The organism is Aeromonas bestiarum, assembly GCF_028751155.1.
Classification (GTDB): domain Bacteria; phylum Pseudomonadota; class Gammaproteobacteria; order Enterobacterales; family Aeromonadaceae; genus Aeromonas; species Aeromonas bestiarum.
On record NZ_CP064746.1, the window covers coordinates 407979 to 423927 of the forward strand.

The window sequence follows — 15949 nt, forward strand, 5'->3', positions numbered from 1 at the left end:
CAGGGGCGGTTTGGGGCCCATGGAGAAGGCCGGGTGGTCAGCGGCCCTGGGGGCCCTGGTTGTCGGCGGATGTCAGTTGCTTGCCCAGCACCAGCCGGGGGGCCGGATCCGTCTGCAGCGGAATGTCTTGCAGCGGCGTGCCCTGCAGGTTGCGGTGGATGATGTTGGCCGTCATCCGGCCCAGGGTTTCATAGCTGCTGATGGTGCCGACGGTGCAGCCGTGCTCGACAAACAGCTCGGCGCTGCAGATGGTGGGGATGCCCGCCTCGTTGAGGGCGGCCAGCAGTTCGGGGGCGATGGAGAGCAGATAGCTGTCGGCAGCGAGGAAGACGATGCGCTGGCGGGCATCCTGTTGCAGACGCTTGAGCTCGCCGGCCAGCCGCCGCTTGTCAGGCGCTATGCGCCAGGTGGTGAGATCCCATTGATAGCGCTTGGCTTCGCGCAGCAGCAGTTCACCGGTCAGCAGGGTGTTCTGCTCGCGGGGGTTGAAGGGCAGCAGCAGTCCCTTGTCGGTGGGCAGGTGCTGGCGGGCGTTGGCGAGCTGGAGCGCCATGGGCACCAGGTTGCTGGTGCCGGCCACCATACGGTTGTCCGCCTTGTCTTCCGACAGGATCCCGGCCCCGACGGGGTCAGACACTATGTTGAAGATCAGCGGCTTGCGATCGCCTATCAGGCTCCTGACCATGGTGGTGGCCGTGGTGCCGAAGCAGTAGATGTAGTCGTAGTCGGCGAGGGAGGGCAGCAGTTGCTGGCGCAGCTGGGTCGCGAAGGCGGCGCGATCCTGGTTGGCGTTGAAGGTGACGAAGGTGGGTTGATGGCCGAGCCGGATCAGCTCGGCACGAAAGCCCCGCTCGGCATCCGTTTCGCCGCGCCACAGCACCATGGCGATGGTCAGCGCCTGAACGGGAAGGGCGAGCAGCAGGCAGCAGCAGATGAGCAGGCGTAACGGCATGATGATCTCCTCTTCGTGGTTCTGTTGAGCCTAGATCATGAGCCGGACGGCGGCTGGCCTGCATCCCTTTGCGGGCCAACAAAAAGCGCGCCGGCATAAGCCGGCGCGCTGTTTTCTGACTGAGAGCCGAGATTAGAAGTCGTAACGGGCTGCCAGCTGGAAGTCATCCTTGACGTTGAGCTTGCCGCTCTCCTGGCTGTCCAGGTTGTTGATGCGGTACTCGCCGATGACCCGCAGGTTCTTGTTGAACTTGTACTGGGCGCCCAGGGTGTAGTAGTCGATGGAGTCGTAATCGCTCTTGCCGTCCTGCTCCACCTTCTGCTTGTTCCACAGCGCCATCAGGCCGAAGCCGTTCTCGAAGTTGTAACCGAGTGCCCCTTCCCAGCCGGTGTGATCCTTGCCGGTGGCCAGGAAGTCGGTGCCGTCCGCATAGCTCAGGGCGGCATAGACGGCCTTGTTGTCGTACTTGGCGGAGAGCAGCCACAGCTTGGCATCCTCTTCCCCGTTCTTGTCGCGGATACCCACGTTGTAGGCGGTGCCCAGCGCCAGGTTGAACGGGAAGGTGTAGGCCACGGCGGCGCCGTAGGCGGCATCGCTGTCCTTGCTGGTGGTCTCTTCGGTGTCACCGCCATCGAACTTGTAGCTGGTGTCGACCTGGAAGCCGTTGAACAGACCCGAGTATTTCAGCACTGAACCGGCGCGGTTGGTGGCGAAGGTATCTGTCTTGGCGCCGAGGGCTTCGTTGCCGTAGCCATCGGAGAGGGAGACGTCAGTCCAGTCGGCCAGGAAGCCGGGGGCCCCCTTCTGGCGACCGAAGGTGATGTTGCCCCAGTCGGCGCCGACACCGGCGAACGCCAGACGGGTGCGCAGGTTGTCGGAGTTCTCGCTGATGGTCTTCTCGCTGTCGTTGATGTACATCTGCACTTCGTACTGGGCCAGCGCCTTCAGTTGGCTGTTGATCTGGCTATCCACCTTGGCGCCGAAGCGGACAAACTGGTTGGCGCCCTGCTTGTCGCTGTACTCCTGGGTGCCGTTCGGATGGGTGGTGTCGACCCCTTCCTTCTTGTCACCGAAGAACTGGCCGGCATAGATGCGGCCGTACAGATCCAGGGTGGTGGTGTCATTTTTATAAACTTCAACGGCTTGTGCCTGGAAGGCCGCGGTGAGAGCCAGTGCCACTACAGTCAGCTTTTTCATCTTAATCCCTTGTGTTGCAAGCTTTTGTTTTAAAGACGGGGCCATGCTAGGCGAGGGGGATGACAGCGGGGTGACACTCAAGTGACGTGTCGGTGGCGATTTGATGTCAGTTTGGTGAAGGGCCGTGATTTGTGTGGCGATCCGCCACTTTTGCGCGCAAAGGTTTGCCCTTGTGATAGAATGCCGCCCGTTTTCGAGCTCCAAAGGTTGGATATGCGATGAGACGTGAACTGGCAATCGAGTTTTCCCGAGTGACGGAAGCGGCTGCACTGGCTGGCTACAAGTGGCTCGGACGTGGTGACAAGAATATCGCCGATGGGGCGGCCGTAGCGGCCATGCGCCATATCCTCAATCAGATCCAGATCGATGGTGAGATTGTGATCGGCGAAGGTGAAATTGACGAAGCCCCCATGCTCTATATAGGCGAGAAGGTGGGCACGGGTCTGGGCGACGCCGTGGATATCGCGGTCGACCCGATCGAAGGTACCCGCATGACCGCCATGGGCCAGGCCAACGCCTTGGCCGTGCTGGCAGTCGGCGACAAGGGCTCCTTCCTCAAGGCGCCCGACATGTACATGGAAAAACTGATCGTGGGTCCCAAGGCCAAGGGTGCCATCGACCTGGATCAGGCCCTCGAGCTGAACCTCAAGGCCGTGGCCAAGGCGCTGGGCAAGCCGCTCTCCCGCCTGACCGTGATCACCCTGGCCAAGCCGCGTCACGACAAGGCTATCAAGGAGATGCAGGGACTGGGCGTGCGGGTGTTTGCCATTCCCGATGGTGACGTGGCCGCCTCCATCCTCACCTGTTTGCCGGACAGCGAAGTCGACATGCTGTATGGCATCGGCGGCGCGCCGGAAGGGGTGATCTCGGCGGCGGTGATCCGTGCGCTGGATGGTGACATGCAGGCTCGCCTGATACCCCGTCACAAGGTCAAGGGCGACAGCCCGGAAGTGCGTGCCTTGGGCGAGCAGGAAATTGCCCGCTGCGAGGCGCTCGGCATAGACCTGAGCAAGGTGCTCAAGCTGGAAGACCTGGCCAAGAATGACAACGTCATCTTCTCGGCCACCGGCATCACCAAGGGTGATCTGCTGGATGGCATCACCAGCGATGGCGTCATGGCGACCACGGAAACCCTGCTGATCCGTGGCAAGTCACGCACCATTCGTCGCATCAAGTCGATCCACTTCCTGGATCGCAAAGACAGCGTGGTGCGCGACATCATCCTCTGATGCGTCCGACCTGCCGTTGAACGACCAAAGCCCGACTCTGTCGGGCTTTTTGTTGTCTGCGGGCTGACACAGTCCCCTGACTGGCCACTATTTCACGGGCGCGGGGGATAAGGCTAAGGGGAATCGCGGCCCTTTGATAGACTGGTTCGCCACGCACAGGAAAGCGTTACATGGAATGTCGTCAAGGTTGTGGAGCCTGTTGCATTGCCCCCAGTATCAGCAGTGCCATTCCGGGCATGCCCGCCGGCAAACCGGCCGGGGTGCCCTGCGTCCAGCTCGATGTGCGGCTGGGCTGCAAGATCTTCGACCAGCCGGATCGCCCTCTGGTGTGCAGCGGTTTTAGACCCATGCCGGATGTGTGCGGCTATCACAGGGAGGAGGCCATCTGGCTCATAGGTGAGCTGGAGCGGCTGACGGCATAAGCGGGCTGCGGCGTACAATCAGAGCAGAACAGACAAAAGAGAGGCCGCAATTGCGGCCTCTCTTGTTGGTGCTTCTGGCGCAGGGACCAGGATCAGACGTCGGCCAGTTGCAGGGCCTGCCGATAGTACTCGTTGGCCTTGTTGGTGAGGCGGCGCTTGTCCATTACCTGGCCGAGGGCGTGGTAGACGGCGGCACTCGGTGCCTTGGCCACAGCCTGCTCCAGCAGTCGCTGGGCGTCGTCCAGCTGGCCGGCCAGCAGATAGGTCTGGGCCAGTGCGGCGTCGACACCCGGCTGATCCTGGATCTTCTGCAACAGGGTCAGCATGGGCTGGTAGTTGTCGAGCTTGAGCCTGGGCAGGCGGGCCAGCAACTGGGGGGAGACCTGCTTGCGCAGCGCATCCAGCCAAAGCTCGGCGGCTTCGTTGTCGGCACCGAGCTGACGCAGCCGATCCCCATAGCAGGCCAGCAGATCCGGATCCTGGCGCAGCTTGCGCGGCAGATCCTGCCAGACAGGGCGCAGAGTATCGAGGGCGTCGCTGGCGGCTTTGAGCCGGCCACGCCAGGCCTGATGCAGCAGATCCTCTTCCTGTTTGGGGGTCAGCTTGCCCACCTTGTGCAGGGCGGGGATGAGGTCGATGAGGGCCGTCCAGTCCTCGCGTGCCAGGTGTACCTGACGCAGCTGATCCAGCACCATGGGGTGGCGCGGGTTGAGGGCATAGACGGATTCCAGCATGGCCAGCGCCGTATCGTACTGACCCTGCTCTATCTGCAGCTGGGTCTGGGTCAGGGTCAGCGCCAGTTCGGCCTTGGGGTTCTCCTCCTGCGCTTTTTGCAGGTATTGATCCCGGCGCACGTCATCGCCACGGGCCTGGGCGGCCTTGGCGGCGCTCAGGTAGTTGAGCAGCGGTGTGTCGCTGTTGCTGGCGCCCTTGAGCATCAGCTTCTCGGCCTGGCTGTAGTGACCTTCGGCCATGGCCAGGGTGGCGGCCACGGTCTGCTGGTTGGCCTTGCGGCGTCGACGCGAGCCGTACCAGCCCAGCGTCTTGCGACGCAGGCCGAACACCCGGCCCAGCACCCACTCGACGATGAGCAGGGCGCCATAGAAGAGCACGGCCAGGATCACGGCGCTGGTGACCGAGGACTCCACCGTGTAGTTACCCAGGGCGATCAGCACATACCCCTTGTTGCCGGAGGCTTGCGGGCCGAATATCAGCCCCGCCACCATCACGGCCACCAGAACAATCAGACGAATCATGGTGCCCTCCTCAGTTGCTGGCCAGAATGCGTTGCAGGCGCTCGGTCAGCACCTCTTCCAGCATGGCTTGGGTCTTGAAGCGATCCGGATAGTCGAACTGGATCTGCTCACCCTTGAGCTTGTCCAGTTCGGACTGCATGTAGTGGGTCGCGCTGTTGTCGGTATCGAAATACTGGGTCAGCCAGCGCTGTGCCTTCTCCAGGCTGTCGTCATACAGGGCCTGCTGCTCGCGGTAGACTGCGAGCTGGGCTTGCAGCAGCTTGGTCTTGAGGTTCTCGCGCAGGAAAATCTCCTGCTGCGGGGAGAGCAGGGCCTCCACGGCGCCATCGCGGCGACGTATGGTGATGAAGTTCTCGGTGAACTTGACCCAGTTCTTCTTCAGGTTGCTTTCCCACTCGTCCGGGTTGGTGCTGACGGCCTGATCCGGTTCGATTTTCGCTTCCGGCATGCTGACGGTGGAGAGCGGCAGCAGCTCTATCTGATCGGAGAGGGCGGCCAGCTTCAGGGTCAGCCCCTCGCGATCGACTCTGGGCATCCCCTTGAGCTGGGCTATGTCTGCCGCCAGCGCCTTGCGGATGGGCATCAGGCTGGGGTCGTTGAGCGCCTTGATCCGCTCATCGGCATTGCCGAGCAAGGTGATGGCGGAGATGAGGTCATGCTCCAGCCACAGCTTGCGGCCCGCCATGCGCACCAGGTATTCGGATTCGGCCAGCATCCAGTCGTTGGGGCGCTTGTCGTTGAGATCCAGCACCCGGTTCTGCAGGCCCTTGAGCTCGTCTTGCAGCAGTTGCTGCTGCTTGCCGAAGGCGGCCAGCTGCTCACTCTCCTTGCTGTTGCTCTGATCCAGTTTGCTCATGGCCTCGGCCAGCTGCAGCTTGAGCTGATCCAGTTCCCCCTGCTGGGCCACCGCACTCTTGTGGCCGTGCAGGTAGAGACCGCCGGTCAGGCCTAGGGCCAGCAATATGGCCACGCCGCCCAGCAGGGCGCCGGAACGGCTCTTGCCGCCGTTGACCACGGCGGTCGGCTGGGGCTTGACCTGGGTTTCTTGTTGTTCAGTCATTCCATCTTCCTCAGTTCCAGAGCGGCCGTCAGGGCCTGGTTGGATGCACCTTGGGCAATCGTGATTCGGGTAAAGCCCGCCGCCTCGGCCATCTCGGCCACGCGGGGGCTGGGCACCACCAACAGGCGGTCATAAAGCCAGGGTTGCTGCTGGCTTGGCACCAGTTCCAGCAACCGCTGCAACAGTTCGCCACTGGTGATGAGCAGGCTGTCGAGCCCGGCCGCCTGCCAGTGGCGAGTCAATGCGTCCCCGTCGAGCTCGGGGTAGTGGCGCTCATAGGCCGCACAATAGTGCACCAGAGCACCGCGTGAGGCCAGCGTCCGGGCGATGAGATCCCGACCGCCATTGCCGCGCAGGATCAGCACCCGCTTGCCGCTCACCTGTTGCAGGGCGGGCAGGGCCAGCAGCCCTTCGCTGCGCGGATCGTCCGGGCAGCTCGCCGCTATGCCTGCATCGGCGAAGGCGTCCGCGCTGGCCTGACCGACTGCAAAGTAGTCAATATGTGGCCAGGTCTGACCAGTTTGCAACAGAAAATGGTGAGTAAAATGAACTGCATGCATGCTGACGGCTATGACTATGTCTGCCTGGGGCAGCAGTTCGGACAGGCGAGAGAGTTCGCTGCCCGCCACGGTTTCCAGCAGCGGACAGCAGAGCGGTGCGTGGCCGTGCCGGCGCAACAGCTGCACCAGCTCGGCGGCCTGGGCGGCCGGGCGCACCACCAGGGGGATCATCAGGCAGCGCTCAATGGTTGTGGCCATGATCCGGCCCGGCCCGCACTCATGCCCGGTAGACCTCGGCCAGGATGACGTCGGCGCCCGCCGCCAGCAGGCGCTGGGCCAGGGTGTGACCGAGCGCCTCGCCATCGGCCAGCGGGCCGCGGATCTCGTCGCGGACCACCTGACGGCCATCCGGGCTGCCCACCAGGCCGCGCAACCAGACCTCATCCCCCTGCACCAGGGCATAGGCACCGATGGGCACCTGACAGCCCCCTTGCAGGGCGCGGTTCATGGCGCGCTCGGTCAGTACCCGGATCCGGGTCTCCGCGTGTTCGAGCGGGGCCAGCAGGGCATGCAGCTCCTCATCGTCGAGCCGGCACTCGATGCCGACCGCTCCCTGACCGTTGGCGGGCAGGCTCTGTTCCGGCTCGATGAAGGCGGTGATGCGATGTGCCATCTCCAGCCGTTTCAGGCCGGCGGCGGCGAGTATGATGGCGTCATATTCACCGGCATCCAGCTTGGCGAGACGGGTATTGACGTTGCCGCGCAGGTCGCGGATCACCAGATCCGGGCGGGCGGCACGCAGCTGGCATTGACGGCGCAGGCTGGAGGTGCCGACCACGGCACCTTGCGGCAGCGCCTCTATCTGGCTGAAACGGTTGGACACGAAGGCATCGCGCGGATCTTCGCGCTCGCAGATGGTGTGCAGGCCGAGCCCCTCGGGGAACTCCACCGGCACATCCTTCATGGAGTGAACGGCGATGTCGGCGCGTCCTTCCAGCATGGCGGTCTCCAGTTCCTTGACGAACAACCCCTTGCCGCCCACCTTGGCGAGAGGGGTATCCAGGATCTTGTCACCCTGAGTGCTCATGGGTACCAGCTCGACCTGCAACTCGGGGTACAGGGCTTCCAGCCGGTCTTTGACGAAGTTGGCCTGCCACAGGGCCAATGGGCTCTTGCGAGTGGCAATTTTCAGGGTTCGGGCTGCCATATCAATCAGTTGTTTCATCTTTAGAAGGAAAACGATCTTACCACCCTTTGCAGGGGCTTTCATGGCGCAGCCAGCAAAAGCGGGGCCAAGCTCAAAAAGGGGGGCTGAAAATGATTTTCATTAAGTTGAATTAATTTATTAATTCATTGAATCTACTAATTTTTATTGCTTTCCATTGATACTGTTCAGCTGCCAGTCATAAATAATCCGGTGATTCAGTGCGGGCTTGTTTACCACCGCTGTTTGCATTGTTAACATGATCACACTTTTTTGACGTCTCCCCGTTTTGGTGCGTCATTTCTTACCTCGGTATAGGCAGGGCATTGCTGGTAAAACTCGATACGCTGGTGGCGCGCTACGACGAACTCAATCGTCTCAAGACGCAACGGGCGTTAGGTCTCATGAGTCGCTATGGGCAGCAGGTCTTCCAGCTGCTGCCCGTCATGCTGCACTTCAATCATCCCCTGTTGCCCGGTTATGTGGCAGGTGATGTGCCCCACGGCATCTGGAGTTTTACCGCCAACGAGGCCCAGCAGGCCTTCATCCAGGATCTGTGCCAGAACGCCAACTGCCAGAACGGCCTCACTACCCACGACAAGTCGATCCAGGGGCTCTACTCCATGGGCAGCACCTCGTCCATCGGCCAGTGCTGCCACTCGGATCTCGATATCTGGGTCTGCCACGTGGCTGGCTTGTCGCAGGAGCGGCTCGAGCTGCTGGATCTCAAGTGCCAGCAACTCTCCAAGTGGGCCGAGCAGCGAGGCGTCGATCTCAACTTCTTCCTGATCCCCGAGGACAAGTTCCGTCAGCGCAACGATGCCCAGATGCAGGGGGAGAGCTGCGGCAGCGCCCAGCACCTGCTGCTGCTCGACGAGTTCTACCGCAGCGCCATGCTGATCGCCGGCAAGCGCCTGCTCTGGTATCTGGTGCCTGCCGAGTATGACGATCGCTACGACGAGTATGTGAACGGCCTGTTTGCCCACGGCAAGCTGAGCCAGGACGACTGGCTCGATCTCGGCGGCTTCAACCGCATTCCCGCCGAGGAGTATTTTGGCTCCGCCTTGTGGCAGCTCTATAAGGGCATCGACTCCCCTTACAAAGCCGTGCTCAAGTCGGTGCTGATGGAGGCTTACTCCCACGAGTATCCCAACACCCGCCTGTTGTCTGTCACCAGCCGCGACTGGTTCCAGCACAACGAGGGCATGCACTACCGGCTCGACAACTACTGCCTGATGCTGGACAAGGTGACCAACTACCTCAAGTCCATCGGCGACATGCAGCGGCTGGATCTGGTGCGACGCTGCTTCTATCTGAAAGTGTGTGACGGCCTCAGCCATCCGAAGGAGGATCACTCCCCGGCCTGGCGCCGCGAGCAGATGACCCAGCTGGTGGCCTACTGGGGCTGGAGCCCGGAGCGGCTGCATCATCTGGATCACCGCCAGGAGTGGAAGGTCGAAGACGTCAAGGTGGCTCACGCCGAGCTGCTGGAAGCCCTGATGCAGAGCTATCGCAACCTGATCCAGTTTGCCCGGCGCAACAACATCAGCGAGTCCATCAACCCGGAAGACATCGGCATACTGTCGCGCAAGCTCTATGCCGCGTTCGAGAGCCTGCCGGGCAAGGTACAGCGCATCAACCTGACCATAGCGCCGGATCTGAGCGAACCGGATCTCAGCCTGGTGCAGGTGCCCCACGGCCGGCTGAATCGCGCCGGCTGGTATCTCTACAAACATTCGCTGGAGCCGGCGGACATCATAGGCCGGGCACCGCTCGAATATAACGGTTACATCAGCAAGCTGGTCTCCTGGGCCTACTTCAACGGCCTGCTGACGCCCCAGTCCCGGGTGCACCTGTTCAATCAGGGCTCGGATCTGCACATCGACAACCTGCACCAGTTCTGTCGTGACCTGTCCGGCACCTTCCCGGTCAAGTATCCCCGCGCCACCAACCTGGCCCTCAGCCGTCCGTGCGAGATCCGTCAGCTCTCCATCTTCCTCAACCTGGAGACGGATCCGACCAGCCACTGGGTGGGTCAGGTGATCGAATTCGACGCCAATGCCGCCGACGTCTTCTCGTTCGGCCGCAATCTGGAGTGTCTGGTGGGGTCGGTGGATCTGGTCTATCGCAACTCCTGGAGCGAGATCCGCACCCTGCACTTCCAGGGTGACGAAGCGGTAGTCGATGCCCTCACCACCATACTCGGCAAGATGCACCAGGATGCCGCCGCCCCCGAGATGATAGAGGTGTTCTGCTACAGCCAGCATTTCCGCTCCCTGGTGCGGACCCGTTTCCAGCAACTGGTGGCCGAGTGCATCGAGCTGCGCCTCGCCCGTGACAAGCAGCAGCTGGTCAAGACGCTGGCCCTCGGCAAGGAGAAGTACGGCATCTTCTTCGAGCGGCGCGGGGTGTCGGTCAAAAAGCTGGAAAACGCCATCGACTTCTACCGTCACATCTCCCACAACAAGCTGGATCACCTGCCGCTGCGGCTCGACAAGACCCACAGCCAGCACCTGCCCGGTATCGTCGACTCCTACGCCAGCGAAGGGCTGGTGCAGTTCTTCTTCGATACCCGGGATGCGGGGACCAACATCTATATCCTGGATGAGGCGAACCGGGTGGAGATCTACCAGCATTTCGCCGGCAACAAGGATGAGCTGGTGCAGGGGGTGAACCGTTTCTACACCTCCAGCCACGAGCGTTTCAGCGATGCGGGCCAGTTCAGCAACTTCAACCTGCCCCAGTACTACGAGATAGTACAGGTCAACGGCGAGCTGGAGGTGATCCCCTACCGCAGCCAGGGGCCGCTTCGTGACGGCGCAGGCCAGGCCCGTGAACTGGGTTCGGCGACGGGGTAGCACCAGGGGTCGGGCATGGGGTGGCCGACGAGGCCCTCTTGCTGACGCGGCTCCTCGAACCTGCCAAATAAAAACGGCCTGCAGATGCAGGCCGTTTGGCTATCCGGAGCCGGCTCAGTCCGCGAGGCGGGCCAGCAGCCAGTTGCGGATGTCGGCAAGCTGGGGGCGGCAGATCTCGTGGCGCATGGGGTACTCGTGCCACTCGAGCGTCAGCCCTGCCGCTTCCAGCCGGTTCTTGGCGTCCCAGCCCATGGAGAGACTCACCACGTCGTCATAGATGCCGTGCATGTAGCTGATGGGCAGGCTGCGGGCGGCCTCGCTCATCTCCGCCAACAGGGCGTCGGGCGCCGCCAGATAGGTGGACATGCAGAGCAGCCCGGCCAGCCGTGCCGGATGGCGCAGGGCGGTGAAGGAGGCGATGACGCCACCCTGGGAAAAACCGGCCAGCAGGATGCGCTCGGGAGCAAAGCCTTCGGCCACCAGCTGATTGAGCAAGGCGGCAATCTGGTCGGCCGATTCACGCACATGGGACTCCACGGCGCGGTCCGCCGGATCGTCGAAGCTCTTGATGTCGTACCAGCCGCGCATCTTGTAGCCCATGTTGATGGTGATGGCGCGCTCGGGGGCATCGGGCAGCAGATGGCGCACCGGCAGGTCGGCAGGCAAGTCCAGCGCATCCACCAGTGGTGCGAGCCCGGCGCCGGAATCCCCCAGCCCGTGCAGCCAGATCACGGCGTGGCGGGCGTCCTGCGGATGTAGGTCGATCATGGGAATACCACAGCCTCACCCGCCTGGGTGGTGCAGGCCTTGGTCAGCAGGGCCTTGAGCTCATGGCCGAAGCGGTTGTCGATCCAGGTTTCCCCTTGCAGCTCGAAGTGGAAACCGTTCTCGCGGGTGGCGACCCAGATCTGGTGCAGGGGTTCCTGCTTGTTGATGATGACCTTGGTCTTGTTCTCGAACGACAGGGTCAAGACCCCGCCGGCGCGTTCACAATCAATATCCGGATATCCTGCGTCGACAGTGTCTTCCACATATTGGAAAAAGGCGTCGGTCAGGGCGTGATACTCGTGATCCTTCATCGGTTTATCCTGTTGCTTTTAACAATGTGAGTGCGATTATAGAGGGCCAAAAATTTTTTCGCAGCGAACCATTATGATTACCCAGCTTACCAAGTGTCTGCTTGCCACTCTTCTGTCTCTTGGTTTGGCCGCGTGTGGCCTGACGGGGCCGCTTTACATGCCGCCCCCCGAGCAGCCCCAGACCCAGAGTACACCGCAAGCACAGACGCCTGCGACCGCCGAAGCCGCCCCAGAGGCCGCGCCGCAATAATTCAGGAAGGAACCGCCCCTTGGATCACTTTAACTACGACGCCGACGGCCAGCTTCAGGCCGAACACACCTCGCTGCAATACCTTGCCGAGCAGTACGGCACTCCGCTGTACGTTTACTCCCGCGCTACCCTTGAACGCCACTGGCATGCCTTCGATCAGGCCGCAGGCGATATTCCCCATCTGATCTGCTATGCGGTCAAGGCCAACTCCAACCTGGCGCTGCTCAACCTGCTGGCCCGCCTGGGCTCGGGGTTTGACATCGTCTCCGGCGGCGAGCTGTCGCGGGTACTGGCGGCGGGCGGCGATCCGGCCAAGGTGGTCTTCTCCGGCGTGGCCAAGAGCGAAGCCGAGATGCGCCTGGCGCTGGATAAAGAGATCCTCTGTTTCAACCTGGAGTCGGAAGCCGAACTGGAGCGTCTGAACCGGGTGGCGGGCAGCATGGGCAAGAAGGCCCGGGTTTCGGTGCGGGTCAACCCCGACATCGATGCCGGGACTCATCCCTACATATCCACCGGCCTCAAGCAGAACAAATTCGGCATTCCCATCGAGCAGGCGCCCGCCATCTATCGCAAGGCGGCGGCCATGGCCAACATAGAGATCAAGGGGGTGGATTGCCATATCGGCTCCCAGCTCACCGAGTTGACGCCCTTCATGGAGGCGGCCGACAAGCTGCTGCGGCTGATCGACGAACTGGCGGCGGAAGGCATCCACATTCACCACCTGGATGTGGGCGGCGGGCTGGGGGTCAACTATGGCGCCGAGCAGCCGCCGCACCCCACCGAATATGCCGAGGCGCTCAAGCAGAAGCTGGCGGGCCGGGATCTGACCCTGCTGTTCGAGCCGGGCCGTGCCATCGTCGCCAACGCAGGCGTGCTGCTGACCCGTGTCGAGTTCCTCAAGCCTGGCGAGACCCGCAACTTCGCGCTGATCGACGCCGGCATGAACGATCTGCTGCGCCCCTCCCTCTACGGCGCCTGGATGAACATCATAGAGGTGGACAGCCGCACGGCCCATGAGCCGGCGCTGTACGACGTGGTGGGCCCGGTGTGCGAGACGGGTGACTTCCTCGGCAAGGAGCGCACCCTGGCCATAGGCGAGGGTTCCCTGCTGGCGGTTCGCTCCGCCGGTGCCTATGGCTTTACCATGTCATCCAACTACAACACCCGTCCGCGCGCGGCCGAGGTGCTGGTGGATGGCACGCAATCCTTCCTCATCAGAGAGCGCGAGCAGTTGGCCGATCTCTGGCGCGGTGAGCATCTACTGCCCTGAAAACAGGAAGGCACCATGGCGATGGGATGGTCCAGACGCGTCTCTGTGTGCGTTGAACGCGCGAGCAGTTGACCGATCGCCGGTGTCGCGAGCATTTACTGCCTAAAGGGTACAGGAACGCACGATGTTGATAGATTTTTCCAAGATGCACGGGCTGGGCAATGACTTCATGGTGGTGGATGGCGTCACCCAGAAGGTGTTTTTCAGCAATGACGTCATCAAGAAGCTGGCGGATCGCCACTTCGGGATCGGCTTCGACCAGCTGCTGCTGGTGGAGCCGCCCTATGACCCTGAACTCGACTTTCACTACCGTATCTTCAATGCCGATGGCAGCGAGGTGGAGCAGTGCGGCAACGGTGCCCGCTGTTTCGCCCGTTTCGTGCGCCTCAAGGGGCTGATCAACCGGGATCGCATTGCGGTCAGCACGGCCCGTGGCCGCATTATCCTGCAGCTGGAAGGGGAGAATCAGGTCACGGTCAACATGGGTGTCCCCCAGTTTGAGCCGGGCAAGATCCCGTTTCGGGCCCAGAAGGCGGAAAAAACCTATCTGTTGCGGGCGCAAGAGCATACTGTGATGTGTGGTGTCGTCTCCATGGGCAACCCTCACTGCGTCATCGAGGTGCCATCGGTGGCCGAAGCGCCGGTCGAGACACTGGGCGCCATCATGGAGCGGCACGAGCGTTTCCCCGAGCGGGTTAACGTCGGCTTCATGGAGATGGTCAACGCCACCGAGATCAAGCTGCGGGTGTTCGAGCGCGGGGTGGGCGAGACGCTCGCCTGCGGCACCGGCGCCTGTGCGGCGGCTGTGATCGGCATCAGTCAGGGCAAGCTCAAGGAGCGGGTCACCGTCAGTCTGCCGGGTGGCAAGCTGACCATCGCCTGGAAGGGACCGGGTCAGCCGGTCTATATGACGGGCCCGGCCGAGCATGTGTTCGACGGCCAGATAGAGTTGTAGGCATGGGGCGGAGATGACTCCGCTCTGCCAAGCGCTAATGTCGGGGCCTTGTGCCCCTTTTTCGGATGGACCAACCAAGTTATGAGCGAACTCAAACGGCAGGAATCACTGGTGGATGAAGCCACAGTGCTGGAGTACCTGGCCCGTTATCCCGAGTTTTTCCAGCGCCACGCGGCCATGCTGGATCGGATCCGCATTCCCCACGAGCGCAAAGGCACGGTCTCGCTGGTCGAACGCCAGATGGACCGGCAGCGCGAGCGTATCGAGCAGCTGGAGCAGGAGATCACCGAGCTGATGGGGATCGCCAGCGAGAATGAGCGGATCTTCCGGGTCTACGCCGATCTCTACGGCGAGCTCTACGGCTGCCAGACCCTGTTCGAGGTGAGTGCCGTGATGGGCAAGGCCTTCGTGCAGCGACTGCGGCTGACCGGCCTGCGGCTCTGGCTCAGCCCGAAGAAATTCCAGTTGAGCGGCCCCGAGCAGAAGTTCATGGCGGAGGGCAGACAGCTCGAGCAGCTGCTGGGCCAGCGCCTGCCGGGGCAGGATTACTACTTCGGTCGACTCAATCAGAGCGAGAAGCAGGCGCTGTTTGGCCACGATGTGCTGGTCAACTCCGTCGCCCTGATGCGGCTCGGCGATCTCGGCGTGCTGGCCTTCGCCAGCTCGGATCCCAGCCACTTCAGCCCCCACAACGACACCCTGCTGCTGGGTCAGCTGGGCTGCTTGCTGCAACTGCGCCTGCCCGAGCTGGTTCGTGGCTAAGGCACAGTCTCCTGCCGCCGAGCCTCTGCCGGCCAGCCTGGCCGATGAGTTGGCGGCCTTCATCGAATACCTGAGGGTCGAGCGCCAGCTCAGCCCTCATACCCGCAGCAACTACCGCTCTCACCTGGAGATCATGACAGCCGAGCTGGTCAGGCTTGGCCTGAGCGACTGGACCCGGCTCGAGGCGAGCCAGGTGCGCAGCCTGGTGACCCGGATGCACAAGGCCGGACTGGTGCCCAGCTCTCTCGCCACCAAGCTCTCGGCTCTGCGCAGTTTCTGCGACTGGCAGGTGCGCCAGGGGCGGCTCAGCGCCAACCCGGCCCGCGGCATAGCGACCCCCAAGCAGGGGCGACCCCTGCCCAAGAACCTGGATGTGGACGAGATGTACCAGCTGCTCAACATCACAGACGAGCAGGATCCGCTGGCGGTGCGGGATCGCGCCATCATGGAGCTGATGTACTCTTCCGGCCTGCGCCTCGCCGAGCTGGTGGGGCTCAATCTGACGGACATCAAGCTCGATGATCGCCAGCTCAAGGTGACCGGCAAGGGCGCGCGGGAGCGGGTGCTGCCCATGGGGCGGATGGCGGTGGAGTGGTTGCAGAAGTGGCTCAAGGTGCGCCCCCTGCTGGCGGGGGACGAGGCCGAGGCGCTGTTCGTCTCGCAGCGCAAGCGGCGGCTGTCGGCCCGCTCGGTGCAGGAGCGGCTCGATGGCTGGGGCAACAAGCAGGCGCTCAATGCCCACATCCATCCCCACAAGCTGCGCCACAGCTTCGCCACCCACATGCTGGAGTCGTCCGGCGATCTGCGGGCGGTGCAGGAGCTGCTGGGGCACGCGGATCTCTCCACCACCCAGATCTATACCCACCTCGATTTTCAGCATCTGGCCAAGGTGTACGACAACGCCCATCCCAGGGCCAGGCGGGATCCTGCCACCCCGGAAGATGAATAACGGGGT

Annotated in this window: 16 protein-coding genes; 8 read left to right on the top strand and 8 right to left on the bottom strand. The window is 62.6% G+C overall.

Annotated features, from left to right (window positions below; genetic code table 11):
- Nucleotides 1-37: 37 nt before the first annotated feature.
- On the bottom strand, nt 38-952 hold the full coding sequence (locus IU367_RS01960; RefSeq protein ID WP_274453298.1) for an ABC transporter substrate-binding protein: 915 nt from the start codon (nt 950-952) through the stop codon (nt 38-40).
- Nucleotides 953-1084: 132 nt separating this feature from the next.
- A complete protein-coding gene (locus tag IU367_RS01965) occupies nt 1085-2149 on the bottom strand; it encodes a porin (RefSeq protein ID WP_043134966.1) in 1065 nt (354 codons plus the stop codon).
- Between the two features lie 218 nt (nt 2150-2367).
- Here IU367_RS01965 and glpX point away from each other — a divergent pair, with 218 nt between their 5' ends.
- Both glpX and IU367_RS01975 read left to right on the top strand, forming a co-directional pair.
- Nucleotides 2368-3378, top strand: a complete 1011-nt coding sequence (gene glpX / locus IU367_RS01970) for a class II fructose-bisphosphatase (protein ID WP_043134967.1) — start codon at nt 2368-2370, stop codon at nt 3376-3378.
- A gap of 170 nt (nt 3379-3548) precedes the next feature.
- Entirely contained in the window at nt 3549-3800 is a 252-nt protein-coding gene (locus IU367_RS01975; protein WP_043556964.1) for a YkgJ family cysteine cluster protein, read from the top strand.
- A 92-nt stretch (nt 3801-3892) separates the two neighbouring features.
- Here IU367_RS01975 and IU367_RS01980 read toward each other — a convergent pair whose 3' ends face one another.
- Genes IU367_RS01980 through hemC form a run of 4 tightly spaced genes read right to left on the bottom strand, consistent with a single transcriptional unit; the run spans nt 3893 to nt 7823 of the window.
- Nucleotides 3893-5056 (bottom strand): heme biosynthesis HemY N-terminal domain-containing protein, encoded by a 1164-nt coding sequence (locus IU367_RS01980; protein WP_274453299.1) that lies wholly within the window; start codon nt 5054-5056, stop codon nt 3893-3895.
- 10 nt (nt 5057-5066) lie between these two features.
- Complete coding sequence (locus IU367_RS01985) at nt 5067-6116, bottom strand: uroporphyrinogen-III C-methyltransferase (protein WP_098980924.1); 1050 nt, start codon at nt 6114-6116, stop codon at nt 5067-5069.
- Nucleotides 6113-6847 (bottom strand): uroporphyrinogen-III synthase, encoded by a 735-nt coding sequence (locus IU367_RS01990; protein WP_274454336.1) that lies wholly within the window; start codon nt 6845-6847, stop codon nt 6113-6115. Before IU367_RS01990 ends, IU367_RS01985 begins: the two co-directional genes overlap by 4 nt.
- 46 nt (nt 6848-6893) lie before the next feature.
- Nucleotides 6894-7823 carry a hydroxymethylbilane synthase gene (gene hemC / locus IU367_RS01995; RefSeq protein WP_156995051.1) on the bottom strand — a complete coding sequence of 310 codons (930 nt, stop codon included), beginning with the start codon at nt 7821-7823 and terminating at the stop codon, nt 6894-6896.
- Between the two features lie 323 nt (nt 7824-8146).
- Here hemC and IU367_RS02000 point away from each other — a divergent pair, with 323 nt between their 5' ends.
- On the top strand, nt 8147-10678 hold the full coding sequence (locus IU367_RS02000) for a class I adenylate cyclase (protein WP_274453300.1): 2532 nt from the start codon (nt 8147-8149) through the stop codon (nt 10676-10678).
- 114 nt (nt 10679-10792) lie between these two features.
- Here the strand turns inward: IU367_RS02000 and IU367_RS02005 are convergent, their stop codons facing one another.
- Entirely contained in the window at nt 10793-11446 is a 654-nt protein-coding gene (locus IU367_RS02005) for an alpha/beta hydrolase (protein ID WP_274453301.1), read from the bottom strand.
- The gene (gene cyaY, locus IU367_RS02010) at nt 11443-11757 is read right to left on the bottom strand and encodes an iron donor protein CyaY (RefSeq protein ID WP_042868743.1); all 315 of its coding nucleotides are present in this window, start codon (nt 11755-11757) and stop codon (nt 11443-11445) included. Before cyaY ends, IU367_RS02005 begins: the two co-directional genes overlap by 4 nt.
- A gap of 73 nt (nt 11758-11830) precedes the next feature.
- On the opposite strand from cyaY, the gene lptM reads away from it, so the two are divergent.
- The 5 genes from lptM (at nt 11831) to xerC (ending at nt 15943) form a co-directional block, all read left to right on the top strand.
- Nucleotides 11831-12007 carry an LPS translocon maturation chaperone LptM gene (gene lptM, locus IU367_RS02015; RefSeq protein WP_017408874.1) on the top strand — a complete coding sequence of 59 codons (177 nt, stop codon included), beginning with the start codon at nt 11831-11833 and terminating at the stop codon, nt 12005-12007.
- A 19-nt stretch (nt 12008-12026) separates the two neighbouring features.
- Complete coding sequence (lysA, locus tag IU367_RS02020) at nt 12027-13277, top strand: diaminopimelate decarboxylase (protein WP_043134977.1); 1251 nt, start codon at nt 12027-12029, stop codon at nt 13275-13277.
- A gap of 124 nt (nt 13278-13401) precedes the next feature.
- Nucleotides 13402-14232 (top strand): diaminopimelate epimerase, encoded by an 831-nt coding sequence (dapF, locus tag IU367_RS02025; RefSeq protein WP_042868747.1) that lies wholly within the window; start codon nt 13402-13404, stop codon nt 14230-14232.
- Between the two features lie 81 nt (nt 14233-14313).
- Nucleotides 14314-14994 carry a DUF484 family protein gene (locus IU367_RS02030; protein ID WP_274453302.1) on the top strand — a complete coding sequence of 227 codons (681 nt, stop codon included), beginning with the start codon at nt 14314-14316 and terminating at the stop codon, nt 14992-14994.
- The gene (xerC, locus tag IU367_RS02035) at nt 14987-15943 is read left to right on the top strand and encodes a tyrosine recombinase XerC (RefSeq protein WP_098980920.1); all 957 of its coding nucleotides are present in this window, start codon (nt 14987-14989) and stop codon (nt 15941-15943) included. Before IU367_RS02030 ends, xerC begins: the two co-directional genes overlap by 8 nt.
- The last annotated feature ends 6 nt before the right edge of the window (nt 15944-15949 follow it).